Here is a 22,986-nt window from a genome sequence, read left to right as displayed (position 1 = left end):
ATCAATATATCAAATACTTTCAGTATTCGGGAATCAATGGCATTGCTAGGATTTGTCACTTCCTGCCACGCCCTGACGATCCGTGCCTTTCCATTTCATGAACCGCGATCCGCTGCCCGACCTGACCCAGGCTCGTGCCGAATTCCTTGCCGCCGGCGACGAGGCGCTGTTGCCGATCGTCGATGCGCACCACCATTTCTGGGACCTGCGCAACCCACATCCCTGGCTGACCGAACTGCCGCGCATCCCTTTCCGCTACGGCGACTACGAGGCGATCTGCCAGGATTTTCTGCCCGCCGACTACGCCGCCGCGTGCGGCGCGCATCGCGTGCTGCGCCACGTGGTGATGGAGGGCGAGTGGACGCCGCACGACCCGGCCGGCGAGGCGTTCTGGATGAAAGCGCTGGCCGATCGCTGCGGCAAGCCGCACGCGATGGCGGCCCAGATCTGGCTGGACCGGGACGACGCGGAAACCCTGATGCAGACGTATGTGCTCGCGCCGCTGGGGGGCTTCGTGCGCAGCGTCCGGCACAAGCCGCGCTGTACCCAGCGCGCCGACTACCGGCCCGATTGGACCGAACCGGGCTCGATGCGCTGCCCGCGCTGGCGTGACGGCTATGCGCTGCTGGCCAAATATGGTCTGATGTTCGAGCTGCAGGCGCCGTGGTGGCACATGGCCGAGGCGGCGGAGCTGGCGCGCGACTTTCCCGAGACGTCGATCATCGTCAATCACGCCGGCCTGCCCGCCACCCGCGACCCCGAAACGCTGGCGCAATGGCGCACGGCGATGGCGCGGCTGGTCCCGTACCCCAACGTGGTGGTGAAGATCTCGGGCATCGGCGTGCGCGGCGAGGCGTGGACCGTCGAGCAGCAGGCGCCGGTGGTCGACGCGCTGATCGCGGACTTCGGCGTGGAACGCTGCCTGTTCGCCAGCAATCACCCGGTCGACGCGATCGTCGTCACGCTGGAGGCCCTGTGGTCCGGCTTCAAGGCGCTGACCCGCGCACTGGTTCCCGAGCAACGCCTGGCGTTGTTCTGTGATAACGCAGCCGCCCTGTATGGTCTGCGTTGATGCATGCTGTACGTCGTAACCAACTAGACTCGAAATTCAGGAGGTTTAACATGAAAGCACTGAACAACCTGTCGCTGAACGTGCTGGCGATTACCACGGCTGTATTCTGTTTTGCGGCGCCTGCCTCCGCCGCTGAAGAAATCATCAAGGCAAGATGCGGCACGGGGAACCCTGCCGAGCATCCGCAAGCCAAGGGCTGCTACAAGTTCGCCGAATTGGTCAAACAGAAAAGCAACGGGCGCATAGAAATCACGGTGTTTCCCGCGGCGCAACTCGGCAGCGACATGCAGATGCAGGCCGCGCTGCGCGGCGGCACGCAGGAGTTCGCCGTGCCTTCGACGGCGACCCTGGCCGGCATGGTCAAGGAAATCAGTGTGTTCGCGCTGCCTTTTGCGTTTGCCTCCGAAAAGCAGGCCGAGGGCGTTCTGGATAGTCCGTTCGGCCAGCGAATCATGGGCATGTTGGCCGACAAGGGTCTGATCGGACTGGGTTATTGGGAACACGGATTCCGGGGCATCACCAACAGCAAGCATCCGATCGTGAAAGCGGAAGACATCAGCGGCCTGAAAATCCGCGTGATGCAGAACAGCCTGTACATCGACATGTTCACCGCGCTCCGCGCCAACGCCTTGCCGATGCCTCTCAACGAGCTTTATTCGGCGCTGGAAACCAGGTCGGTTGACGGTCAGGAAAATCCTCCCGCCGTCGCGGACATCCAGAAATTCTACGATGTGCAGAAATACTATTCGGATACACGGCACTCGTATGATGCCCAGATGTTGATCGCTTCCAAGATTTTCTGGGACAAGCTGAGTGCCGCCGACCAGGCGCTGATCAAAGAGGCCGCGCGCGAGGCCACGTTGTACCAGCGGCAGGCCATCCGCGAGCTGAACGCCAATTCGCGGAAGGTGATGGCGGAGCATGGCATGCAGATCAACGATGTTTCGGATGCCGAACGGCAACGCATGCGCGAAAAGCTCCAGCCGGTCATCGCCAAATACCGCAGCGTCCTCGGCGAGGATACGGTGAAAGAGTTTTACGACGTAATAGCCAAAACGCCGAAATAACGCGCTCTTCCACGGTTTTTCGGACAGGGCGGCTCGGTAAGCCGTCCTGCCGACCGTTCAGACATCAGACATGGCGTTTTATTCCAAGGAGGATCATATGCAAAAAAATGTACTGGCACGTGCCGCCATCGCCGTTTTGTTCGGAGTCTTGGCGAGTTCCGCCTGGGCGCAGTCCGCCCCGGTCAAGCTCCGCTTCGGCCACGCGCATCCCACGACCGACTCGCAGCACGTCGCCGCGCTCGAATTCGCCAAGAAGGTCAAGGAACGCACGCAGGGGGGGATCGAAATCCAGGTGTTCCCCAGCAACCAGCTCGGCAACGACAACACCATGATCGCCGGCGTGCGCGGCGGCACCATCGACATCGAGATGTCGGGCAACCCCTATTTCACCGGCATCGAACCCAAGCTCAACGTGCTCGACCTGCCGTATCTCTTCGACGACATCGCCCACGTGGCGAAGGTGCTCGACGGATCGATCGGCCGCTCGCTGCTCAACGACCTCGAATCCAAGCAGATGAAGGGCCTGGCCTTCTGGGAAATCGGCTTCCGCAGCCTGGCCAACAGCCGGCGCCCGGTCAACAAGGCCGAGGACATCAAAGGATTGAAGCTGCGCACCACCCCGAACCCCGCGCACATCAAGGCGTTCCAGCTCCTCGGCGCGGCGCCGCAGCCGATGCCGTTCTCCGAGGTCTATTCGGCGCTGGAGACGAAGGCCATCGACGGCCACGAGAATCCGCCCAGCGTCATGCTGTTGACCAAGATGCATGAAGTCCAGAAGTACCTCTCCCTGACCAAGCATGCCTACACGGCGCTCGTCGTGATAATGAACAAGGCCAAGTTCGACGCGCTGAAGCCCGAGTACCAGCAGATCCTGCTGCAGGAAGCCGTCAACACCGCCAAATTCCAGCGCGACCTCAACGCCAAGGGCGAAGCGGCGGCGCTTGCGGAACTGCGCAAGAACGGCATGCAGATCGTGGATAACCCGGACGTCGCGGGCATCAAGAAGATCGTCGCCGACGAAACGCGCAAGATATTCATCGAGAAGAACGGCGACGAACTGCTCAAGGCCATCGACGCCCTGCGTTGAGGCCGGCGCCAGGAGCCATGCCATGACCGCGCTACCCGCAGCGATCGTCGATTCGCACCATCATCTCTGGGATCTCTCGCGCATCGACTACCCGTGGCTGGGCGAGCAGTACGACGCCTCGGCCTTCATCCTCGGCGAGTACTACGCGCTCTGCCGCGACTTCCTGCCGCGCGATTTCCGCGAGGCCTGGGGCGGCATGCCGGTCGTGGCCAGCGTGCACATCGAGGCCGAATGCGCGCGCAGCCAGGCGCTGGCCGAAACGCGCTGGCTGCACGAGCAGGCGGCGGCGAGCGGCCTGCCGAGCGCGGTGGTGGCGCACGTTGACCTCCTCGCCGAGGACGCCGGCGAACGCCTCGCCGAACAGGCCGCGCATCCGCTGGTGCGCTCCATCCGCTTCAAGCCGGTGACCGCGCGCCGGCCGCAGGACAGCGTGGCGGACCGCCCCGGCGCGCTGCAGGACGCACGCTGGCCCGCGGCGCTCGACCGCCTGCGGCAGCACGGCCTGGCCTGGGACCTGCGCGTGCCGTTCTGGCATCTCGAAGAAGCGGCCGCCGTGCTGCGCGACTTCCCGGGCCTGCCCGTCGTGCTGCAGCACACCGGCCTGCCGTGGGACCGCAGCGCGGCCGGCCTGGCCGCCTGGCGGCGCGGCATGGAAGCCCTGGCGGCGCTGCCCGGCGTGCACGTGCGCCTGTCCGAACTGGGCCTGCGCGACCGCCCCTGGCGGCTGCAGGACAACCTGCCGGTGGTGCGCGACGCCGTGGCCATCTTCGGCTGGCAGCGCGCCATGTTCGGCAGCAATTTCCCGGTGGCCGGACTGCGCATCAGCTATCCGGCGCTGGTCCGGGCGATGGCCGAGGCGCTGGCGCACCTCGACGAAAAAGCGCGGCAGGCCATCTGGTGCGACAACGCCGCGGCGTTCTATCGTATAAGACTTCCGGGGGCAGGGACCCCGGCGGAGGCCGGACCGGCCTCCGCGAATGCGGCAATCATCAACATGGATGCAAGGAGCCGGCAATGAGTTTTCTTGGCAAGATAATCAAGGGTGTGGAAGTGGTGCTGATCGTGATGTTCGGGATCATGGCGGTGCTGGTGTTCGGGAACGTGGTGCTGAGGTACGGGTTCAATTCGGGGATCGTGTTCTCGGAGGAAGCCTCGCGCTTCATGTTCATGTGGCTGACGCTGATCGGGGCGCTGATCGTGATGAAGGACCACGGGCATTTGGGCATGAGCAGCGTGGTTGACCGCCTCGGCGAACGCGGCCAGCGCGTCTGCCGCTTCACCGCCGACCTCCTGACCCTGGTCTGCTGCCTGCTGCTCGCCCACGGCACCTGGAAGCAGGTGATCATCGGCATGGACGACCACGCCCCGGTCACCGGCATCCCCATGGGCATCATCCAGACCTCGCTGCTGATCTCCAGTGTCGGCATGGCCCTGGTGCTGGCCTACGGCCTCTGGCGCCAGCTCACCGGCCGGATGGGCAAGGACGAACTGGTGCCCTACAGCGGCAGCGTCGGCGAGTAAGCCAGGAGACCTTCATGACCATCGCCACCTTCCTCTTCTCGCTGCTCGGCGCCATGGCGCTTGGCGCCCCGATCGCCTTCGCCCTGCTCATCTGCGGCGTCGCCCTGATGATCCAGATGGACAACTTCGACACCCAGATCATCGCCCAGAATCTGCTCGAAGGCGCCAACAACTATCCGCTCATGGCCGTGCCCTTCTTCATGCTCACCGGCGAGCTGATGAACGCCGGCGGGCTCTCCAAGCGCATCGTCGCCGTGGCCGACGCCCTGGCCGGGCACGTGCGCGGCGGGCTCGGCTACGTGGCGATCATCACCGCCGCGGTGGTGGCCAGCATCTCCGGCTCGGCGGTCGCCGACACCGCCGCGGTCGCCGCCCTGCTCATCCCGATGATGCGCAACGGCGGCTACGACGTGCCGCGCTCGGCCGGGCTCATCGCCACCGCCGGCTGCATCGCCCCGGTGATCCCGCCGTCGATCCCGCTGGTGGTGTTCGGGGTGACCACCCAGCTCTCGGTGACCAAGCTGTTCATGGCCGGCATCTTCCCGGGCGTCTTGTTCGCCCTGACCCTGGCGCTCACCTGGTGGTTCGTGTCCAAGAAGGAGCCGGGCGGCGCCAGCCATCACCGCTTCGACCTGGGCCGCCTGCTCGCGTCCCTGCGCCAGGGCATCTGGGCGCTGGTGCTGCCCTTCGTGATCATCGGCGGCATGCGCGCCGGGGTGTTCACCCCCACCGAGGCGGCCGTGGTCGCGGTCTTCTATTCCACCTTCGCCGGCCTGTTCATCTACCGCGAGCTGGACTATCGCAAGATCCCCAGCCTGATGCTCGCCGCCCTCAAAACGTCCAGCACGATCATGTTCCTGGTCGCCTGCGCCATGGTCTCGGCCTGGCTGATCACCATCGCCAACATCCCGGCCCAGGCCATCGCCATGCTGCAGCCGTTCATGGACAGCCCGATCCTCTTGATGTTCGTGATCATGGTGCTGGTGGTCATCGTCGGCACCGCCCTCGACCTGATGCCCACCGTGCTGATCCTCGGCCCGATCCTGGTCCCCGTGGTCAAGCAGGCCGGCATCGATCCCTACTACTTCGGCGTGCTCTTCATCATGAACAACGCCCTCGGGCTGCTCACCCCGCCCGTCGGCACCGTCCTCAACGTCGTCGCCGGCGTCTCCAAGGAATCCCTCGACAAGGTCATCATCGGCGTCTGGCCCTTCCTCCTCGCCGAAACCGCCCTCATGTTCCTCCTCGTCCTCTTCCCCCAGCTCGTCACCGTGCCAATGAAGTGGTTTTGGTAAGGATTCAGAGGATTACATTCCGTCACAAAACTTTCCAACAACATGCACAGACATGCTTCTGGGCGCTCGGTATTCTGCAACTGTTGCTTCAGCGTCCCCCGCTGACAATGTTTGACCCTCCCTGACCCATCGCAACGATGGGATTTATATCCCGAACCACACCGGTTCGGGATTTTTTTTGCCGCGATTTCCCGCCGCCATGCGCCGCGTGGAACGCGGCGGCCGTCCAGGATGTCAATGTAAAAACCGCTTTACGCAGGACGACGGCGGATCGTGCGGGCGCCGATGCGACGCACGCTCCATTCCGGGAATCGACAGGTTCGGTGACGGGGACAGAATGGGTGAAAGCGTGCCGCCGCGGGGAGAGAACCGGCGGGCCATCCGTAACGTGGCCGCGCTGGTGGCGGTATTTCTGGCCGGTTTGTGGGGCGGTTTCGGCTATTGGGCGTATTCCAGCCGCCAGGACGCCATTGCCATGACCGAAAGCGGACTGCTGCAGATGACCCACGCGGTCGAGCAGTACGTACGCAACATGATCAAGATGGCCGAGATCTTCCAGGTGAGCGCCGAGCACTGGCTGGAGCGGAACGATGCCGTCAATCCGTGCGCCGATCACGGATTCCGGGCCTTGATCGAGGAGTTCCGGCAAAGGACCGGTGGATTGATCGAAATCCGCCTGGTGACGCCGAGCGGCGATCTCTTCTGTTTCCCCGACGCTCCGGGCACGCCGCTCGACAACGTGGCCGATCGCGAATATTTCCAGGCGGCCATGCGGGCGCCGGCCGGCCGGCGCCACGTGGGCATTCCGGTCGAAAGCCGCGTCACCGGGCAATGGCGCCTGCCCGTGACCACGCGCATGACGCGCACGGATCACGGTTTCGCGGTGATCAACGCCTCGATCGATCTGAGCGGAATGATCGAGACCTTCGAGTCGGAACGGCCCAAGCCGGGCGGGTCCATTTCGCTGTGGCGGGACGACGGCATTCTGCTGGCCCGCGCGCCGCATGCCGCCGGCTTCATCGGCCGGCAACTGATGACGCCGGGGTCCGCGCAACTGGAAATGATCACCCGCCACCCCGACGGCGTCTTTCTATCGCGCGACGCGCCGATCGACGGCGTCGAGCGCTACGTCGGCCATAGGCGCATCGGCGACCTGCCGGCCGTCGTCCTGGTCACGGCGACGCGGGAAGACATGCTGCGCCCGTGGCGGAACCAGATGACCATGGCGGCCGTGGTCCTGGTCGTCGTCTCCATCTGGGGGGCGCTGCTGTGCGGGCAGCTGGTCGACGCCTTGCGGCGGCTCGGCGAGAACACACAGGAACTGGAGCGGCTGGCGGCCGTGGACGCGCTGACCGGCCTGTACAACCGGCGGCATCTGTTGGAAACCGGGAGCCACGAACTGGCGCGCATGCGCCGCTACGGCAGCACGATGGCGCTGATGCTCATCGATGTGGATCGTTTCAAGCACATCAACGACACCTGGGGGCATCCGACGGGAGATTGCGTGCTGCGGACGCTGGCCGGGGTGATGCGCACCGCCGTACGCGATCAGGATACGCTCGGACGGCTGGGCGGCGAGGAGTTCGCCGCGATTCTGCCGGAGACCGACCGGGCGGGCGCAGCGGCCATCGCCGAGCGTACCCTGGCCGCCGTCCGGGACGCGGTGCTGGCCACGACCGACAACGGCGAGCCGGTGAAGGTGACGGTGAGCATCGGAGTCACCGCGCTGGACGCCGGCAACGACACGTTCGAATCCGCGCTGGCGCGCGCCGACAAGGCGCTCTATCGCGCCAAGGACAACGGGCGAAACCGGCTGGAAATGGGCTGAGCGCCGGGCTGCGGGATCAGACCGTCACGACCTTCTGCGCCTGGCCCTGCTCCTCGACGATGCGCAGCATGTTGCCGATTTCGCCGACCCGCACCTGCCCGGTCAAGCCGTAGTAATCGAGGCAGGTGCGGCAGGCGATCAGCGGCACGCCGGCGTCGGCCAGCGCCGCCAGCTCCTGCAGGCACGGCGAACCTTCCGCCACCAGCCTGACCCCCGCCGCATAGAACAGCACCGCGCGGGGACGGTAGCCGAGCTCGGTCAGCGTGCGCAGGTAATTGGTCGCCAGCTTATGGCGCAAGGCCTCGTCGGCATGCCCGAGGCCGTCGTTGTTGAAGACGATGGCGGTGCCGGAAAACGGGTCGTTCATCTCGCCTCCCTCAGGTGGCAACGGTAACGATGGACGCGCCGGCCTGCATCCGGCCGATCACGGCGGCCGCGGCGAAGCCTTGCGCGTGGAAGCGGGCCAGCACGTCGTCGACGCTCTCCGGCGCGACGGCGGCGAGCAGGCCGCCGCTGGTCTGCGCGTCGGCCATGATGCGGCGCAGCCAGTCCGGCACCGCCTCGGCGAAAGCCACGTCGGCGCCGAAGCTGGCGAGGTTACGGGCGATGGCGCCGGGGCCGATGCCTTCCTTGGCGAAGCCCACGGCGGCGGGCAGCAGCGGCAGCCTGCCGGATTCGACCACAGCGCCGAGCCCGGCGCCGCGGCACAGTTCGAGCAGGTGCCCGAGCAGGCCGAAGCCGGTGACGTCGGTGAGCGCATGCACGCCGTCGAGCGCGGCGAGTTCGCTGCCGACGGCGTTGAGCTGCGTGGTAGTGTCGATCAGCTGCCGGTAGCCTTCGGCGCCGAGCACGCCTTTCTTCATCGCGCTGCCGAGAATGCCGATGCCCAGCGGCTTGCCGAGAATCAGCACGTCGCCGTCGCGGGCGCTGCTGTTGCGCTTGACCTTGTCCGGATGTACCAGCCCGAGCGCCACCAGCCCGTAGATCGGCTCCGGCGCGTCGATCGAATGGCCGCCGGCCAGCGGGATGCCGGCCTGCACGCAGACGCTGGCGCCGCCGGCCAGAATCTGCTGGATGGCCGCCATCGGCAGCGCGTTGATCGGCATGCCGACGATGGCCAGCGCCAGGATCGGACGCCCGCCCATGGCGTAGATGTCGGAAATGGCGTTGGTCGCCGCGATGCGTCCGAAGTCGAACGGATCGTCGACGATGGGCATGAAGAAATCGGTGGTGGCGACCAGCGCCTGCTCGTCGTTGAGACGGTAGACGGCCGCGTCATCGGCAGTCTCCGTGCCGACCAGCAGGTCGGGGAAGCACTGCGTCTGCGGCAGCGCGCGCAGCATGTCGGCGAGCACGGCCGGCGCGATCTTGCAGCCGCAGCCGCCGCCGTGGGAAAGCTGGGTCAGGCGAACGTTGTCCATGGTGGCTCCTATACAATTCGCCAATTATCCGCCGTTTGACTTTCATGAGAAACCAGCTCGCCCCGCTGGCCGACCTCGGCCGTTTCGACAGCATCGTCGACGTGCGTACGCCCGCCGAATTCGCCGAGGATCATATCCCCGGCGCGATCAACGCCCCGGTGCTGAGCGACGAGGAGCGCGTCGTCGTCGGCACCATGTACAAGCAGGTGTCGCCCTTCGAGGCCACCAAATATGGCGCGGCGCTGGTGGCGAAGAACATCGCCGCGCACCTCGAAACGCTGTTCGCCGACCGGCCGATCAACTGGAAGCCGCTGATCTACTGCTGGCGCGGCGGCAAGCGCTCGGGATCGATGACGACGTGGTTCCGGCTGATCGGCTGGAAGGCGTGCCAGCTCGAAGGCGGCTACAAGGTGTACCGGCATCACGTCCTGGAACGGTTGGCCGAGCTGCCGGAGCGCTTCTCGTTCCGGGTGTTGGCGGGCCTGACCGGCAGCGGCAAGACCCGCCTGCTGCGCGCGCTGGCCGGGTGCGGCGCGCAGGTGCTAGACCTGGAGGACATCGCCCGGCACCGCGGCTCGCTCCTCGGCGCGTTGCCGGGCGCAGCGCAGCCGAGCCAGAAAGGATTCGACACCCGCCTGCTGCAGGCGCTGGAAGGACTCGATCCGGCGCGGCCGGTGTTCGTCGAGGCCGAGAGCCGCAAGATCGGCCAGTTGCAGGTGCCGGAATCGCTGATGCGCGCGCTGGCCGACTCCGAGTGCATCCGCGTCGAAGCCGGCATCGACGACCGGGTGGCTTTCCTGTGCGAGGACTACGCCAATCTGTTCGATGCGCCGGAACGGTTCAAGGACCTGCTGGCCTGCCTCGTCGATCTGCACGGGCGCCAGGTCGTCGGCCGCTGGCACGCCCTGATCGACGCGGGCGCCAGGGCGGAACTGTTCCGCGAACTGATCGAACGGCACTACGACCCGGCCTACCGGCGCAGCAGCCACGGCCTGTTCCGCCGCCTGCCGCAGGCCCGCCCCTTCGCCTTCCGCCCGAACGCCGCCGACCTCGCGGCGGAGGCGGCACGGCTGCTGGCACAGATGGATGAGGACGACCGCCAGCGGAGTTCCTGATCCAGAATCCGGTTCAACCACGGCGACACGGCGGGCACGGCGGAAAAACAGGGATTTGCCTTTTCGCCGTGCCCGCCGTATCGCCGTGGTTAATTTTTCCCAGCAGTAATCAGCCGGAGCCGTTCTTTTTATCCACGCCGCTCAGCGTATCGGCCTCATCCACCCAACCGCCGCCCAGGGCGCGGTACACGCCGATCAGCTGGACCAGCCGCTCGGAGCCGGCGCCGACGGCGGCCAGTTCGGCGCTGAATAGTTCGTTGTCCGCGTAGAGCACTTCGAGGTAGCTGGCCGAGCCGTTCTCGAAACGCAGGCGGGACAGCCGGGCGTATTCGCGCAAGGCCCGCACGCGCGACTCCTGTTCGAAGTACGCTTCGGCGCTCTTGCGGGCGCCGATGAGCGCGTCGTCGGTGTCGCGCAGGGCGTAGAGAATCGTCCGCTGGTAATCGGCCGTGGCCGCGCGCGCGCCCGCCTCGCTGGCGCGCACCTGGCCTTCGATACCGCCGAAGGTGAAGATCGGTCCCGAGAGGCCGGCGGCGAGCGTTGCGACCCGCGACGGCGTGCTCAGGAAGTCGGACGCGGCCGTGCTGAGCGAGCCGAGCATGCCGGTGAGCGACAGCGCCGGGAAATACTGCGCGCGCGCCGCGCCGATGTCGGCGTTGGCGGCGATCAGGTTTTGCTCGGCCTGCAACACATCGGGCCGGCGCTCGATCAGCGACGACGGCAGTCCGGGCGGCACGACCGGCAGAGCCAGTTCGCCGATCGCACGGCCGCGCGGAATCGGGCCGGGCGGCTGTCCGAGCAGCACCGAGAGCAGGTTTTCCTGCACGGCGATCTGCTGTTCGAGCTGCGGGATGGCGATCATCGCCTGCCGGTATTGCGATTCCACCTGCGAGAGTTCGACCTGCGACACCACGCCGCCCTGGAAACGCAGCCGGAAGATGCGCAGCGTGCCGGCGTAATTGTCGGCCGTGGCGCGGGCGATCTCGAGCTGGCGGTCGAGCGAGCGCAGCGTGACGTAGCCGGCGGCGACGCCGGAGACGACGGTGAGCAGCGTGCCCCGGCGCCCCTGCTCGCTGGCGTAGACGCGGGCCTGCGCGGCCTCGCTCTGCCGGCGCACGCGGCCGAACAGGTCGATCTGCCAGTCGGCGCTGACCGTGCCCTGGTACAGGCTGTACCAGGGGTCCTTGCCGGCGGGCAGCGCGCTGAAATTGCGCTCCGAGGTGCGGTTGCGGCTCGCTTCCAGGCCGTAGCCGAGCTGCGGGAAGAATTGCGCGCGCGTGCTCTGCAACTGGCCGAGGAACTGTTCGACGCGCTCGGCGGCGATGCGGATGTCCTGGTTGCGGCGCAGCGCGGTGGCGATCAGTTCATTGAGGGTCGGGTCCTGGAACTGTTCCCACCAGCGCAGGTTGGCCAGTTCGGCGGCCTGCGCGTAATCCAGCCGCCAGGCCGCCGGGGCGTCGAACGGCGGGCGCTGGTAGTCCGGGCCGACGGCGCAGCCGGGCAGCAGCAGCGCTGCGCCGGCGAGGGCTGCCGCCCGCAGCGGGGTGCCGAGGCGCTTCATCGCGTGGCGCATGTCAGTGTCCCTCCTCGTGAGCCTCCAGGGCGCCGCGTTCCGGCGCGCCGGATTTCGACCAGCGGGCGCTCCACGTTTCGAGCAGGACGAAGAAGAGCGGCACGAAGAAGATCGCCACCGTCGTCGATACCAGCATCCCGCCGATCACCCCGGTGCCGATGGCGCGCAGGCTGTTGGCGCCGGGGCCGCTGGCGATGGCCAGCGGCACGCAGCCGAGGACGAAGGCGAACGAGGTCATGGCGATGGCGCGCAGGCGCAGGCCGGCGGCTTCGATCGCGGCTTCGCGCACGGCCATGCCCTTGTGCACGCGCTCGATGGCGAATTCGACGATCAGGATCGCGTTCTTCGCCGACAGGCCGACCAGGGTGACCAGCCCGACCTGGAAGTAGACGTCGTTCTCCAGCCCGACCGCCCAGGTGAGCAGCAGCGCGCCGAGGATGGCGAAGGGCACGGTCAGGACGACGGCGACCGGCAGCGTCCATTTCTCGAACTGCGCCGCGAGCAGCAGGAAGACGACGATGATGCCGAAGATGAAGGCCGACGAGGAAGTGCTGCCCGAGGCCTTCTCCTGCAGCGCCTGCCCGGCCCAGGCGTAGGAGAAGCCGCCGTCGCCGACCACTTCCGCGGCCACCGCCTCCATGGCCTGGATGGCCTGGCCGGAGCTGTAGCCTTCGGCCGGATTGCCGGTGATCTTGACTGCCGGGAAACCGTTGAAGCGGGTGACCATCTTCGGCGCCGCGACGTACCGCGTGCGGATCAAGGTGGACAGCGGCACCATCGCGCCGCTGCGCGAACGCAGGTAGACCTTGTCGAAGTCCTCGGGACGCGCGCGGTAGTCGGCGTCGGCCTGGAGCATCACCCACCACACGCGGCTGAACTGGCTGAACTGCCCGGCGATCTGCGAGCCGAAGTAGGCCTGCATGGTCTGGAAGACGTCGGAGACGGGCACGCCGAGCAGCTCGGCCTTGTTCCGGTCGAGATCGACGAAAAGCTGCTGCGAGGTCGAGCGGAAGGTGCTGTTCGACGCCTTGCAGCTCCGGCCGCTGGCGCGCCTTGGCGAGGAATTCCTGCAGTTTCGCCTGGGTCGCCGCCATGTCGCCGCCGCCGCGGTTCTGCAGGTAGAACTCGAAGCCGCCGGTAGTGCCCATGCCGGGAATCGACGGCGGGTTGACCGCGAAGACGAAGCCGTCGCGCAGTTTCGCGAAGGCCGCGTTGAGGCGGGGCAGGGCGGCAAAGGACAGCAGCTCGGGCTGCTTGCGTTCCTCGAAGGGCTTGAGCGAGACGAAGATCACCGCCGAATTGTTCTGGATCTGCCCGTCGACCAGGTTGTAGCCGTTGACCGTCGCCACGTCCTGCACCGCCGGATCGGCCAGCAGGATCTTCTCCGCCTCGCCGGTCAGCCGACCGACGACGGCCTGGCTGGCCGCGTCGGGCGCGCCCACGGCGACGAAGAAGTAGCCCTGGTCCTCGTCCGGCACGAAGCTCGACGGCACGATGCGGAACAGCGCCAGGATCGCCGCCAGCACGGCGATGAACGCCGCCATGCCCTTGACCGGGTTGCCGATGACCCGGGCAACGCCGCCGGCATATCCCCGGCGCACGCGCTCGAAAGTGTTCTCGAACCAGCGGAAGAAGCCTTTCTTCTCGCCGTGGTGCACTTTCAGGATGATCGCCGCGAGCGCCGGCGAGAGGGTCAGCGCCATGATCCCGGAGATGACCATCGAGATGGCGATGGTCACCGCGAACTGCTTGTACAGGGTGCCGGTGACGCCGCCGAGGAAGGCCACCGGCAGGAACACGGCGAGCAGCACCAGGACGATCGAGATCAGCGCGCCGGCGATCTCGGTCATCGCCGCCTTGGACGCCTCGAACGCCGACAGGCGCTTGGCCGACATGTTGGCCTCGACGGTTTCGACGACGACGATGGCGTCGTTCGACGACGAGGCCGATGGCCAGGATCATCCCGAACAGCGTCAGCATGTTGACCGAGAAGCCGAGCAGGTGCATGCCGACGAAGGTGCCGATGATCGACACCGGCACGGCGAGGATCGGGATGACAGTGGCGCGCAGCGTCTGCAGGAAGACGAAGACGACCAGCACGACGAGGATCACCGCTTCGAAGAACGTATGCACCACCTTGTCGATCGAGTTGATGGTGAACAGGCTGGTGTCGAGCACGATGCGGTAGTCCAGGCCGGGCGGGAAGGACTGCTTGAGTTCGGCGAGCCGCGCGCGCACCGCCCGGGCGGTCTCGACGGCGTTGGCGCCGGGCTGCTGGTACACCGCGATGGTCGTGCCGAGCTTGCCGTTGATCCGCCCCGCGACGCTGTAGTCCCGCTTGGCCACCTCGACGCGCCCGATATCCTTCAGCCGGACCATCGCCGAGCCCTGCTGCGCGGCGCGGATGATGATGTTCTCGAATTCCTCCGGCTTGGTCAGCAGGCCCTGCGCCGTCACCACGAAGGACTGCTGCACGTCCGGCCGCATCGGTTCGGCGCCGATCTGGCCGATGCCGAAGGTCTGGTTCTGGTTCTGGATGGCCTTGCCCACTTCGCTGACCGTGACGCCGAGCTCGGCCATGCGGTCCGGGCGCAGCCACACGCGCATGGCGATGTCGGGCAGGCCGAACACGCTGGCGCGGTTGGCGCCGGGAATGCGCTTCAGTTCGTCGAGGACGTTGAGGTTGGCGTAGTTGTCGATGAAGGTGGCGTCGTAGCTGTCGTCCGGCGAGTAGATGGAGAACACCATCATGAAGCTCGACGACTTCTTGTCCACCGTCACGCCCTGCTGCACGACGGTCTGTGGCAGCTGCGCCGTGGCCTGGCTGACGCGGTTCTGCACGTTGACCTGGTTGATGTCCGGATCGCTGCCCGGCGTGAAGAACACGCTGATCGTCAGGTTGCCGCTCGACGAACTCGCCGACTGGAAATAGAGCAGGTTGTCGACCCCGTTGATCTGCGCTTCCAGCGGCGCGGCCACGGTGTTGGCGATGACTTCGGCGGTGGCGCCCGGATAGCGCGCCGACACCTGGATCTGCGGCGGCGCCATGTCCGGATACTGCTCGATCGGCGCCACGGTCATCGCGACCGCTCCGGCCAGCACGATCAGCAGCGAGATGACCGACGACAGGATCGGCCGGGCGATGAAGAAGTGGGTGAACATGTCGTCTCCCCCGTCCTATTTCGCCGCGGGCGCCTGCCCGGCCGCCTGGGCGGTGGTCGGCGCCGCGGCGGCGGGCACCGGCTTGACCGGCGCGTTCGGCGTCAGGCGGGCGAAGCCGTCGACGATGACGCGGTCTCCGGCATGCAGGCCCTGCTCGACGACGATCTCCTTGTCGCCGGCATAGCTGCCGACCACCACCGGCCGGATCTCCACCTTGTCCTCGGCGTTGGCGACCAGCACGAAATGGCCCTTGGCTCCCTGCTGCAGCGCCAGCTGCGGCACCACCACGGCGTCGGGGCGGATCGCGCCGTGCATGTTGACCGTCACGAACATGCCCGGCCGCAGCTCCTTCTTCGGGTTCGGCACCGAGGCGCGGACCATGAACGCGCCCGTTTCCTGGCTGAACGACGGATCGGCGAAGTTGATCCGGCCGCGATAGGGATAGATCTTGTCGCCCGGCAGGACGAGCTCGACCTCGTAGCTGTTGCGCTCGGGCGGGGTGAGCAGCTTCTTCTCGACCATCTCGGCGAGCGTCGCCGACTGGTTCTGCGAGATGCTGAAGGTGACCCAGATCGGGTCCAGCGCGGCGACGTAGGTCAGCTTGGCGGTTTCGGCCGAGCCGCCGACGTAGGCGCCTTCGCGCTGCAGGGCGCGCCCCGCCGACCCGCTGACCGGCGAGCGGATGGTCGCGTAGTCCAGGTTCAGTTCGGCCTCGCGCAGCTTGGCGATCGCCGTATGCACGGCGGCCTCGGCCATTTCGAAGTCGCCGACCGCGCGGTCGAGATCGGCCTGCGACAGGGCGTTCTGCTCGGCCAGCGGCCTGACGCGCTTGAGCGTCGCCTCCGCCGTGCTCAGGCGCGCCTTCTGCGCGGCCAGCGAACCCTGCGCGGCGTCGAGCTGCGCCTTGAACGGCTTGGGATCGATCTGGAAGAGCAGCTGCCCTTCCTTGACGAAATCGCCCTCGGCGTAGGCGATGCGGTCGAGGAAGCCCGCCACGCGCGCCAGGATCTCGACCTGGCGCGAGCTTTCCGTCTGCGCCACGAAGCTGGCCGAGTAAGGCACCGGGCGCGGCGCCACGGTGACCACCCCGACCTCGGGCGGCGGCGCCGTGACGGCCGGCTTGTCGGGCGAGCAGGCGGCCATCAGGACAAGCGAAACAAGGGTGAACGAGCGCAGCACTGGAACCATGACGACCTCCGCTGATTGCTTTTTTGATCAACCTGCTGACGACCGGCCTTGCGCGAACGGTTCAATATTACGCTGAACTGCGATCACGGAAGAAGCCCCTGAAAGGAGGGCGCGGAAAATTCCCGATCGTCCTCCGGCGGGGCGTCGGTTCCGGCTTGACGGACTGACGGGGCTGCGGGTTTTTGCTATCCTCGCCGGGATGTCCACCCCGCTCTCCGCCGCCTTCGCCGGCTTCCGCGACACGATTCCCCTCACCGTCGGCACCACGCCGTTCGCCATCATCTTCGGCACGCTGGTGGTCTCGGCCGGGCTGCCGCCGGAAATGGCGCTCGCGCTCTCGGCGATCGTCTTCGCCGGTTCCGCGCAGTTCATCTCGATCAGCCTGATCGGCGGCGGCGCCGCGCTGCCGGTGATCTGGCTGACCACCTTCGTGGTCAACCTGCGCCACGCGCTGTACAGCGCGACGGTGCAGCCGGTGACCAAGACCTGGCCGCTGCCGTGGCGGATCGTCGGCGCCTTCTGGCTGACCGACGAATGCTTCGCCGTGTTCGAGCAGCGCATGCAGGCCGGCGGGGAGAAGAACTCGCTGCCCTACTACCTGGGCGCGGCCATCCCGTTCTATGCGAACTGGATCGGCTGGACCGCGATCGGCGCCTACCTCGGCAACCGCATTCCGGGCGTCGCCACGCTCGGGCTGGATTTCGCCATGATCGCCACGTTCACCGCGATGATCGCGCCGCAGCTCAAGGCCCTGACGCCGGTGGCCGTCGCCGCCACCGCCGGCAGCGTGGCCTGGGCCGCGCAGGGGCTGCCGTACAAGCTGGGGCTGATGCTGGCGACGCTGGCCGGCGTGGCCGTCGGCGTGCTGCTCGACTGCCGGCGGCGCCGGCTCGCGGCCGGGGAGAGCGCGAGCGCTCCCGCCCGGCCGCCCGAAGGGGGCGCGCTGCCTGCCTCGGAGGGGACGTCACGCGGCGACGGGAGGGCCAGCCGGTGAGCGAGACCTTGTGGGCGGCCGTGCTGGGCATGTTCGCCGCGACCTACGCGGTGCGCGCCAGCTTCATCGTCTTCGGGCAGCGGCTGCGTTTTCCGCCGCCGGTGGTGGAGGCGCTCGGCCACGTGCCGGTCGCCGTGTTGACCGCCATCGTGGTGCCGGAGGCCATCGCGCCGGGCGGCCAGCTCGATCTCTCGCCGGCCAATCCCTATCTCGTCGGCACGCTGGTGGCCGGGCTGGTGGCCTGGAAGAGCGGCCGCACCCTGCTCGCCGTGCTGGTCAGCTTCGCCGTCTTCGGCGCCCTGCGCTGGCCGTTCTGACGGCCGGGCTTCAGCGCCGGTCCGGCGGTCCTCCCGGCCGGCGGTCCGCGTCGCGGTGTCCCTCGCGCCGGCCCTCGCCGCGCGATTCCTGCGGACGCTCCATGCGCGGCGACGGCGCTCGTTCCTCGTGGCGCTCGATCCGCGGCTGGGGCGCGCCGCGCATTTCCATCCGTTGCTCCGGCGGGCGCTGGATTTCGCGCGGCCGCTCGACCGCCCGTTCGCGCTCGATGGACGGCGCGCTCCGCTGCGCCGGGCGTTCCAGCGCGGGCATCTGCGGCCGGGTGGTCGTCGGCGCGGGCGCCGGCACGGCCGGCCGGGGCGCGGCATCCTCGCGCCTTTCACGGCGGAAGTCGGAGAAAGACCCGCGATCGGGGCGCGCATCGCGGCGCGGCGCGGCCACGTCGGATTGCGGCGCCGGCATCTGCCGGGAAGCGGCGCCGGCATCCGGGCGGTCGCGGCGGAGCGGCGCCCCGTCTGCCGATCCGGGTCCCGGCCCGCGCGGCAGCGACTCCATGCGCGGAGGCCTTTGCGCGGGCTGCCAATCGGGACGTTGCACCGGCCGGGGTTCCTCGCGGCGCGGTTCGCGGAAGGCCGGCGCCGGCTCGCCGCCGGGCCGCGGCGCGATGCGGACGCCGGGACGCGGCCGGTCGAACGCTTGCGGCGGGGCGGTGGTGAAGGCGCGCGGGTCGTTGCGATAGACGAACTGGCGGCCGCGCACGGCGTCCTGCGGATGAGAGGAAATCCGGTCGGCATGTTCGAGATGCGGCACGTGCGGGGCGTTGACGAACCGCACGTGCGCCGGGCTGGCGCGGTAGAAAGGTACGTAGACCTCGCGCGGCGCCAGCGGGAACCAGCCGACCGGCGGATGCGCGCCGACGCCCACCGCGACGCCGCCGCCCGGCGTGCCGACCCAGGCCACCAGCGCCGGGGCGTAGACCGGACGCGCGATGCGCGTTCCCGGCACCCAGGCCCAGGCGCCGCGAACCCATGCCCAGCGGCCGTAATGGAACGGCGCGAAGCCCCAGGGCTCGCGGCCGACCCAGGTCCATCCCCACGGCGCGACCCAGGCCCAGTGCCCGTCGCGGTAGGGCGCCCAGTCGGCGGCCACCGCGCGCGGGAACCATACGGCGCCGTAATCCGGCGTCTCGGACCACTCGCCGTAGGCGTCCAGATCCTGCACGCCGGTCATTTCGGGCGAGACGTAGCGCGCCGTGGCCGTGGCGCGCTGCTGCTGGTCGCGCGCCGCGCTCCATTGGGTGAATTCGTCGCGCACGCCCTGCGCCATGCGGTAGTTGAGGCGCCCGGCGCCGTCGTTCCAGACGCGGGCGCTTTCCCCGGCATTGACGTCGAACGCCGTGTCCGGGCCTTCGAAACGCAGGGTGCCGAAGTAGGCCGTGGCGACGGTGCCGGCGGCGTCGCGGTCGAAACGGTAGATGCCCGTGGCGCGCGGCAGGAAATGGCCGTTTCCGGCGTCGAGCACGAAATCGCGCCGGGTATCCTCGGTGGGCAGCTTGGCGATGATCCGGCCGCCGTCCAGCACCACGCGCACCTGCGCGTCGTCGATGCGGTCGAGCACCAGCCGGGTGTCGGCGTCGAGGCGCAGGGTCATCGCGCCGATCTGGATTTCGGCGCGCGCGCCGGGTCCGGTGGTCACCACGTCGCCGCTGGTCAGCGGCTGGTTGAGCGGCGCGGCGCCGAGTTCACCGGTGTCCGGGTTGTTCAGGTAGACGTCGCCGGAGGTCCAGGCGATGCGGCCGATGCGGCCGGGCGGATCGCTCTGGGCCAGCGCCGGCAGCGCCAGCAACGCGGCGAGCAGCGCCAGCAGCAGGCAGCGGCCGCGTCGCAAAAGGGCGGGGAGGTCGGGCATGGCGGTGATCCTGTTCAGTGGGCCTCGAACGAACAACGGCCCCGGCGGGAAACGGTGTACCGGGGAAACAATTTGTTTCAGAATGCGGGCCGGAACCCTATCTGAGAATACGACAATGCGATGGGACGATGCGGCATGGGTACGCTGCGCGGCGCTTTTCCTGGGGCTGCTGCTGACGCCGGCGGCGGAATGCGCGGCGGGGATTCTCGAAGAGGTGGTCACGGTTCCCGTGCAGGCCAGGAACATCTTCGGCAAGGAAGTGGCGCAGGAGATCACCGTGACCGTCTTCCGCGACGAGGACAGAGCGCGCGCCCCCTTTCTTCTGCTCAATCACGGAAGATCGTTGAACAGGGCGGAGTACGGGCGCGTGAGGTATTCGGAGAACGCCCGTTATTTCGTCTCCAAGGGGTTCGTGGTGCTCGTGCCGACCCGGATCGGCTATGGCGTCAGCGGCGGCGAGGACGTCGAGTATTCCGGCAATTGCTCGTCCCCTAATTATCCTCTTGTCTTTGAAGCGGCCGCGCGGCAGGGGCTGGCGGTCATCGAATACGCACGCGGCCTGCCGTTCGTGGATGCCGGGCGGGGCCTGGTCGTCGGCCAATCGTTCGGCGGCGCCACGTCGTTGGCCCTGGCGGCGATGCGCATTCCTGGCGTCGTCGCGGCGGTGAATTTCGTGGGCGGCAGCGGCGGCAATCCGGAGAACCGGCCGGGCAACCCCTGCCGCGCCGACCGGCTGGAAGAGACGTTTGCGGCCTACGGCGCGGCGACCGGGATTCCGACGCTCTGGCTGTACAGCGAGAACGACCGCTTCTTCGGGCAGAAATACCCGCGTGAGTGGTTCGACGCTTTCATCGCCAAGGGCGGCAAGGGTGAATTCGTTGCCCTGCCGCCGCTCGGCGAGGACGGCCACAGCACGTTCACCAAGAACCCGGCGGCATGGAAGCCGGCCTTCGAGGCGTTCCTGACGCGCGTCGGCTTCTGAAAAAGAAACGGCGCCGCGGCGCCGTTTCGGGCGGAATCGGCCGAGGCCTCACTCGTCGATCACCACGCTGGTGTAAACCTCCTGTACGTCGTCAAGGCTTTCCAGCACGTCGAGCAGCTTCTGCATCTTGGCGGCGTCCTCGCCGGTCAGCTCGGTCTCGTTCTCGGCCTTCATGGTGACCTGGCCGAACTCGGCGGTGAAGCCGGCGGCTTCGAGCGCCTCCTTGACCGTCATGTAGTCGGCGGGCGGGGTGACCACCTCGATCGAGCCGTCATCGTTGGAGATCACGTCCTCGGCGCCGGCTTCGATGGCGGCGTCCATCAGCGCCGTTTCGTCGGTGCCGGGCGCGAAGATGAGCTGGCCGCAGTGCTTGAACTGGAAGGCCACGCAGCCGTCGGTGCCCATGTTGCCGCCGTGCTTGGCGAAGGCGTGGCGGACTTCGGCGACGGTGCGCGTGCGGTTGTCGGTCAGGCAGTCGACCATGATCGCCGCGCCGCCGATGCCGTAGCCCTCGTAGCGGATTTCGATGTAATCGACGCCCTCAAGCTCGCCGGTGCCCTTCTTGATCGCGTTGTCGATCTTGTCCTTGGGCATGTTGATGGCTTTGCCCTTGTCGACGGCCATGCGCAGGCGCGGGTTGAACGCCGGGTCGCCGCCGCCCATCTTGGCGGCCACGGTGATTTCCTTGGCCACCTTGGAGAACGCGGCGCCGCGCTTTTCGTCCTGGCGGCCCTTGCGGTGCTGGATGTTGGCCCATTTGGAATGTCCGGCCATGGTCTTACCTCGTGTGGATGCTGGGGATGCGCGCTGCCGCGAGAGTCTTCCGGCGCAACAAAGCGCAATGCAAATGGTTGATAATAAGGCGGCGCATTTTATCACTTCCCGATGATTCTTCCCGCGGAGCTTTCGATGCCTGATCCCCTCGTCGTCGCCAGGAACCAACGAACCGAATGCTGTCTGCTGCCCGCGCTGGCCAACCGGCACGGACTGATCACCGGCGCCACCGGCACCGGCAAGACGATCACCCTGCAGGTGCTGGCCGAGCGCTTTTCCGGCATCGGCGTGCCGGTGTTCATGGCCGACGTGAAGGGCGACCTGTCGGGCCTCGCCGCGGCCGGGACGGAGAGTCCGAAGCTGCGCCAGCGGCTCGACCTGCTGGGCATCTCCGACTGGGCGCCGGCGCCATTCCCGGCGGCGTTCTGGGACGTGGCCGGCGCGCAGGGCCACCCGGTGCGCGCGACGATCTCGGACATGGGGCCGCTGCTGCTCGCCCGCCTGCTCAACCTCAACGACACGCAGTCCGGCGTGCTGCAGCTGGTGTTCAAGATCGCCGACGACGACGGCCTGCTGCTGCTCGACCTCAAGGATCTGCGCGCGATGGTGCAGTACGTCGGCGAGAACGCGAAGTCCTTCACCACCGAGTACGGCAACGTCTCCGCCGCCTCCATCGGCGCCATCCAGCGCGGCCTGCTGGCGCTGGAGCAGCAGGGCGGCGACTGTTTCTTCGGCGAGCCGATGCTCGATATCAACGACCTGATGCAGACCGTTGAACGGCAAGGGCGTGATCAACATTCTCGCCGCCGACACGCTGATGGCAGCGCCGCGCCTGTACTCGACCTTCCTGCTCTGGCTCCTCTCCGAGCTGTTCGAGCGGCTGCCGGAGGTGGGCGATCCGGACAAGCCCAAGCTGGTGTTCTTCTTCGACGAGGCGCACCTCCTGTTCAACGAGGCGCCGCCGGCGCTGCTGGAGAAGATCGAGCAGGTGGTGCGGCTGATCCGTTCGAAAGGGGTCGGCGTGTATTTCGTCACGCAGAATCCGCTCGACATCCCGGACAAGGTGCTCGGCCAGCTCGGCAACCGCGTGCAGCACGCGCTGCGCGCGTTCACCCCGCGCGACCAGAAGGCGGTGACCACGGCGGCCGAGACGCTGCGCGCCAACCCGGCCTTCGACGCGGCGGCGGCGATCACCGAGCTGGGCGTCGGCGAGGCGCTGGTCTCCTTCCTCGACGAGAAGGGCCGTCCCGCCGTCGTCGAGCGCGCCTTCATCCTGCCGCCGGCGTCGCGCATCGGCCCGCTCGACGCGCAGGAGCGGCAGGCGGTGATCCGCGCGTCGCTGGTTTACGGCGTCTACGAGAAGGCGCTCGACCGCGAGTCGGCCTATGAAAAGCTCCGCCAGGCGCCGGCCGGCGGCGCGGCGCAGGCAACGGGCGCGCGGACCGGCGCGCCGGCCCCGGCGCCGGAGGACTCTTCCGGCGGCGGCCTGTTCGGTGGAACTGGGCGACCTGCTCGGCGGCTCGACCGGGCCGCGCGGCGGGCATCGCGAGGGCGTGGCCGAGGCGCTGGCCAAGTCCGCCGCCCGCGCCATCGGCTCGCAGGTCGGCCGCGAGATCATCCGCGGCGTGCTGGGCTCGATCCTCGGAGGCGCCAAGCGGCGCTGACGCGGCGCCGCGCCGCGCCGAATCGCCTCTCCGGCCGGGCCGAGGCCCGGCCGCGCCAT

At 67.9% G+C, this 22,986-nt stretch carries 17 protein-coding genes and 4 pseudogenes; 12 read left to right on the top strand and 9 right to left on the bottom strand.

What is annotated here, in order from left to right; genetic code table 11:
- Nucleotides 1-82: 82 nt before the first annotated feature.
- The 7 genes from QM701_RS12755 to QM701_RS12725 all read left to right on the top strand — a co-directional run bounded on the left by QM701_RS12755 (nucleotide 83) and on the right by QM701_RS12725 (nucleotide 7,870).
- A complete protein-coding gene (locus tag QM701_RS12755) occupies nucleotides 83-1,072 on the top strand; it encodes an amidohydrolase family protein (protein WP_415167425.1) in 990 nt (329 codons plus the stop codon).
- 50 nt (nucleotides 1,073-1,122) lie between these two features.
- Nucleotides 1,123-2,139 (top strand): TRAP transporter substrate-binding protein, encoded by a 1,017-nt coding sequence (locus tag QM701_RS12750; RefSeq protein WP_415167424.1) that lies wholly within the window; start codon nucleotides 1,123-1,125, stop codon nucleotides 2,137-2,139.
- A gap of 97 nt (nucleotides 2,140-2,236) precedes the next feature.
- A complete protein-coding gene (locus QM701_RS12745) occupies nucleotides 2,237-3,226 on the top strand; it encodes a TRAP transporter substrate-binding protein (protein ID WP_415167423.1) in 990 nt (329 codons plus the stop codon).
- 22 nt (nucleotides 3,227-3,248) lie between these two features.
- Entirely contained in the window at nucleotides 3,249-4,244 is a 996-nt protein-coding gene (locus QM701_RS12740) for an amidohydrolase family protein (RefSeq protein WP_415167422.1), read from the top strand.
- Complete coding sequence (locus tag QM701_RS12735; RefSeq protein ID WP_415167421.1) at nucleotides 4,241-4,747, top strand: TRAP transporter small permease; 507 nt, start codon at nucleotides 4,241-4,243, stop codon at nucleotides 4,745-4,747. Before QM701_RS12740 ends, QM701_RS12735 begins: the two co-directional genes overlap by 4 nt.
- 14 nt (nucleotides 4,748-4,761) lie before the next feature.
- The gene (locus QM701_RS12730; RefSeq protein ID WP_415167420.1) at nucleotides 4,762-6,042 is read left to right on the top strand and encodes a TRAP transporter large permease; all 1,281 of its coding nucleotides are present in this window, start codon (nucleotides 4,762-4,764) and stop codon (nucleotides 6,040-6,042) included.
- Nucleotides 6,043-6,379: 337 nt separating this feature from the next.
- Nucleotides 6,380-7,870, top strand: a complete 1,491-nt coding sequence (locus QM701_RS12725; protein ID WP_415167419.1) for a diguanylate cyclase — start codon at nucleotides 6,380-6,382, stop codon at nucleotides 7,868-7,870.
- Between the two features lie 16 nt (nucleotides 7,871-7,886).
- Here the strand turns inward: QM701_RS12725 and QM701_RS12720 are convergent, their stop codons facing one another.
- Both QM701_RS12720 and selD read right to left on the bottom strand, forming a co-directional pair.
- Entirely contained in the window at nucleotides 7,887-8,237 is a 351-nt protein-coding gene (locus QM701_RS12720) for a DsrE family protein (protein WP_415167418.1), read from the bottom strand.
- Between the two features lie 10 nt (nucleotides 8,238-8,247).
- Nucleotides 8,248-9,291, bottom strand: a complete 1,044-nt coding sequence (selD, locus tag QM701_RS12715; RefSeq protein WP_415167417.1) for a selenide, water dikinase SelD — start codon at nucleotides 9,289-9,291, stop codon at nucleotides 8,248-8,250.
- A 44-nt stretch (nucleotides 9,292-9,335) separates the two neighbouring features.
- Here selD and mnmH point away from each other — a divergent pair, with 44 nt between their 5' ends.
- Nucleotides 9,336-10,406: a tRNA 2-selenouridine(34) synthase MnmH gene (gene mnmH / locus QM701_RS12710; RefSeq protein ID WP_415167416.1), complete on the top strand. Its 1,071-nt coding sequence runs from the start codon at nucleotides 9,336-9,338 to the stop codon at nucleotides 10,404-10,406.
- Nucleotides 10,407-10,515: 109 nt separating this feature from the next.
- Here the strand turns inward: mnmH and QM701_RS12705 are convergent, their stop codons facing one another.
- The 5 genes and pseudogenes from QM701_RS12705 to QM701_RS12685 form a co-directional block, all read right to left on the bottom strand.
- Entirely contained in the window at nucleotides 10,516-11,979 is a 1,464-nt protein-coding gene (locus QM701_RS12705; protein ID WP_415167415.1) for an efflux transporter outer membrane subunit, read from the bottom strand.
- Between the two features lies 1 nt (nucleotide 11,980).
- Nucleotides 11,981-12,940 (bottom strand): annotated as a pseudogene (locus tag QM701_RS12700) (efflux RND transporter permease subunit); the annotation flags it as partial.
- Between the two features lie 121 nt (nucleotides 12,941-13,061).
- A pseudogene (locus tag QM701_RS12695) lies at nucleotides 13,062-13,874 on the bottom strand (efflux RND transporter permease subunit); the annotation flags it as partial.
- 52 nt (nucleotides 13,875-13,926) lie between these two features.
- A pseudogene (locus QM701_RS12690) lies at nucleotides 13,927-15,141 on the bottom strand (efflux RND transporter permease subunit); the annotation flags it as partial.
- A gap of 15 nt (nucleotides 15,142-15,156) precedes the next feature.
- The gene (locus QM701_RS12685) at nucleotides 15,157-16,329 is read right to left on the bottom strand and encodes an efflux RND transporter periplasmic adaptor subunit (RefSeq protein ID WP_415167414.1); all 1,173 of its coding nucleotides are present in this window, start codon (nucleotides 16,327-16,329) and stop codon (nucleotides 15,157-15,159) included.
- Between the two features lie 199 nt (nucleotides 16,330-16,528).
- On the opposite strand from QM701_RS12685, the gene QM701_RS12680 reads away from it, so the two are divergent.
- Both QM701_RS12680 and QM701_RS12675 read left to right on the top strand, forming a co-directional pair.
- Complete coding sequence (locus QM701_RS12680) at nucleotides 16,529-17,323, top strand: AzlC family ABC transporter permease (RefSeq protein ID WP_415167413.1); 795 nt, start codon at nucleotides 16,529-16,531, stop codon at nucleotides 17,321-17,323.
- Nucleotides 17,320-17,640, top strand: a complete 321-nt coding sequence (locus QM701_RS12675; protein ID WP_415167412.1) for an AzlD domain-containing protein — start codon at nucleotides 17,320-17,322, stop codon at nucleotides 17,638-17,640. The genes QM701_RS12680 and QM701_RS12675 overlap by 4 nt, the downstream gene beginning before the upstream one ends.
- Before the next feature lie 10 nt (nucleotides 17,641-17,650).
- Here the strand turns inward: QM701_RS12675 and QM701_RS12670 are convergent, their stop codons facing one another.
- Nucleotides 17,651-19,507 (bottom strand): DUF6600 domain-containing protein, encoded by a 1,857-nt coding sequence (locus tag QM701_RS12670; RefSeq protein WP_415167411.1) that lies wholly within the window; start codon nucleotides 19,505-19,507, stop codon nucleotides 17,651-17,653.
- 115 nt (nucleotides 19,508-19,622) lie between these two features.
- Between QM701_RS12670 and QM701_RS12665 the strand changes: the two genes are divergently transcribed.
- Complete coding sequence (locus QM701_RS12665; protein ID WP_415167410.1) at nucleotides 19,623-20,489, top strand: alpha/beta hydrolase family protein; 867 nt, start codon at nucleotides 19,623-19,625, stop codon at nucleotides 20,487-20,489.
- A 48-nt stretch (nucleotides 20,490-20,537) separates the two neighbouring features.
- Here QM701_RS12665 and QM701_RS12660 read toward each other — a convergent pair whose 3' ends face one another.
- Nucleotides 20,538-21,263, bottom strand: a complete 726-nt coding sequence (locus QM701_RS12660; protein WP_415167409.1) for a YebC/PmpR family DNA-binding transcriptional regulator — start codon at nucleotides 21,261-21,263, stop codon at nucleotides 20,538-20,540.
- Between the two features lie 135 nt (nucleotides 21,264-21,398).
- On the opposite strand from QM701_RS12660, the pseudogene QM701_RS12655 reads away from it, so the two are divergent.
- A pseudogene (locus QM701_RS12655) lies at nucleotides 21,399-22,927 on the top strand (helicase HerA-like domain-containing protein).
- Nucleotides 22,928-22,986 lie beyond the last annotated feature (59 nt).

It is taken from the genome of Propionivibrio sp., assembly GCF_047602565.1.
GTDB lineage: Bacteria > Pseudomonadota > Gammaproteobacteria > Burkholderiales > Rhodocyclaceae > Propionivibrio.
The sequence above is the reverse complement of the archived record's forward strand: the minus strand, read 5'-3'. Positions and strand labels throughout refer to the sequence as shown.

Bases quoted from the DNA above. Each gene is read 5' to 3' on its own strand.
- QM701_RS12740 (WP_415167422.1), top strand. From the start codon at position 3,249: ATGACCGCGCTACCCGCAGCGATCGTCGATTCGCACCATCATCTCTGG.
- QM701_RS12745 (WP_415167423.1), top strand. From the start codon at position 2,237: ATGCAAAAAAATGTACTGGCACGTGCCGCCATCGCCGTTTTGTTCGGA.
- QM701_RS12670 (WP_415167411.1), bottom strand. From the start codon at position 19,507: ATGCCCGACCTCCCCGCCCTTTTGCGACGCGGCCGCTGCCTGCTGCTG.
- QM701_RS12685 (WP_415167414.1), bottom strand. From the start codon at position 16,329: ATGGTTCCAGTGCTGCGCTCGTTCACCCTTGTTTCGCTTGTCCTGATG.
- QM701_RS12660 (WP_415167409.1), bottom strand. From the start codon at position 21,263: ATGGCCGGACATTCCAAATGGGCCAACATCCAGCACCGCAAGGGCCGC.
- QM701_RS12680 (WP_415167413.1), top strand. From the start codon at position 16,529: ATGTCCACCCCGCTCTCCGCCGCCTTCGCCGGCTTCCGCGACACGATT.
- QM701_RS12665 (WP_415167410.1), top strand. From the start codon at position 19,623: ATGCGATGGGACGATGCGGCATGGGTACGCTGCGCGGCGCTTTTCCTG.
- QM701_RS12725 (WP_415167419.1), top strand. From the start codon at position 6,380: ATGGGTGAAAGCGTGCCGCCGCGGGGAGAGAACCGGCGGGCCATCCGT.
- QM701_RS12730 (WP_415167420.1), top strand. From the start codon at position 4,762: ATGACCATCGCCACCTTCCTCTTCTCGCTGCTCGGCGCCATGGCGCTT.
- QM701_RS12735 (WP_415167421.1), top strand. From the start codon at position 4,241: ATGAGTTTTCTTGGCAAGATAATCAAGGGTGTGGAAGTGGTGCTGATC.
- QM701_RS12705 (WP_415167415.1), bottom strand. From the start codon at position 11,979: ATGCGCCACGCGATGAAGCGCCTCGGCACCCCGCTGCGGGCGGCAGCC.
- mnmH (WP_415167416.1), top strand. From the start codon at position 9,336: ATGAGAAACCAGCTCGCCCCGCTGGCCGACCTCGGCCGTTTCGACAGC.
- QM701_RS12750 (WP_415167424.1), top strand. From the start codon at position 1,123: ATGAAAGCACTGAACAACCTGTCGCTGAACGTGCTGGCGATTACCACG.
- selD (WP_415167417.1), bottom strand. From the start codon at position 9,291: ATGGACAACGTTCGCCTGACCCAGCTTTCCCACGGCGGCGGCTGCGGC.
- QM701_RS12720 (WP_415167418.1), bottom strand. From the start codon at position 8,237: ATGAACGACCCGTTTTCCGGCACCGCCATCGTCTTCAACAACGACGGC.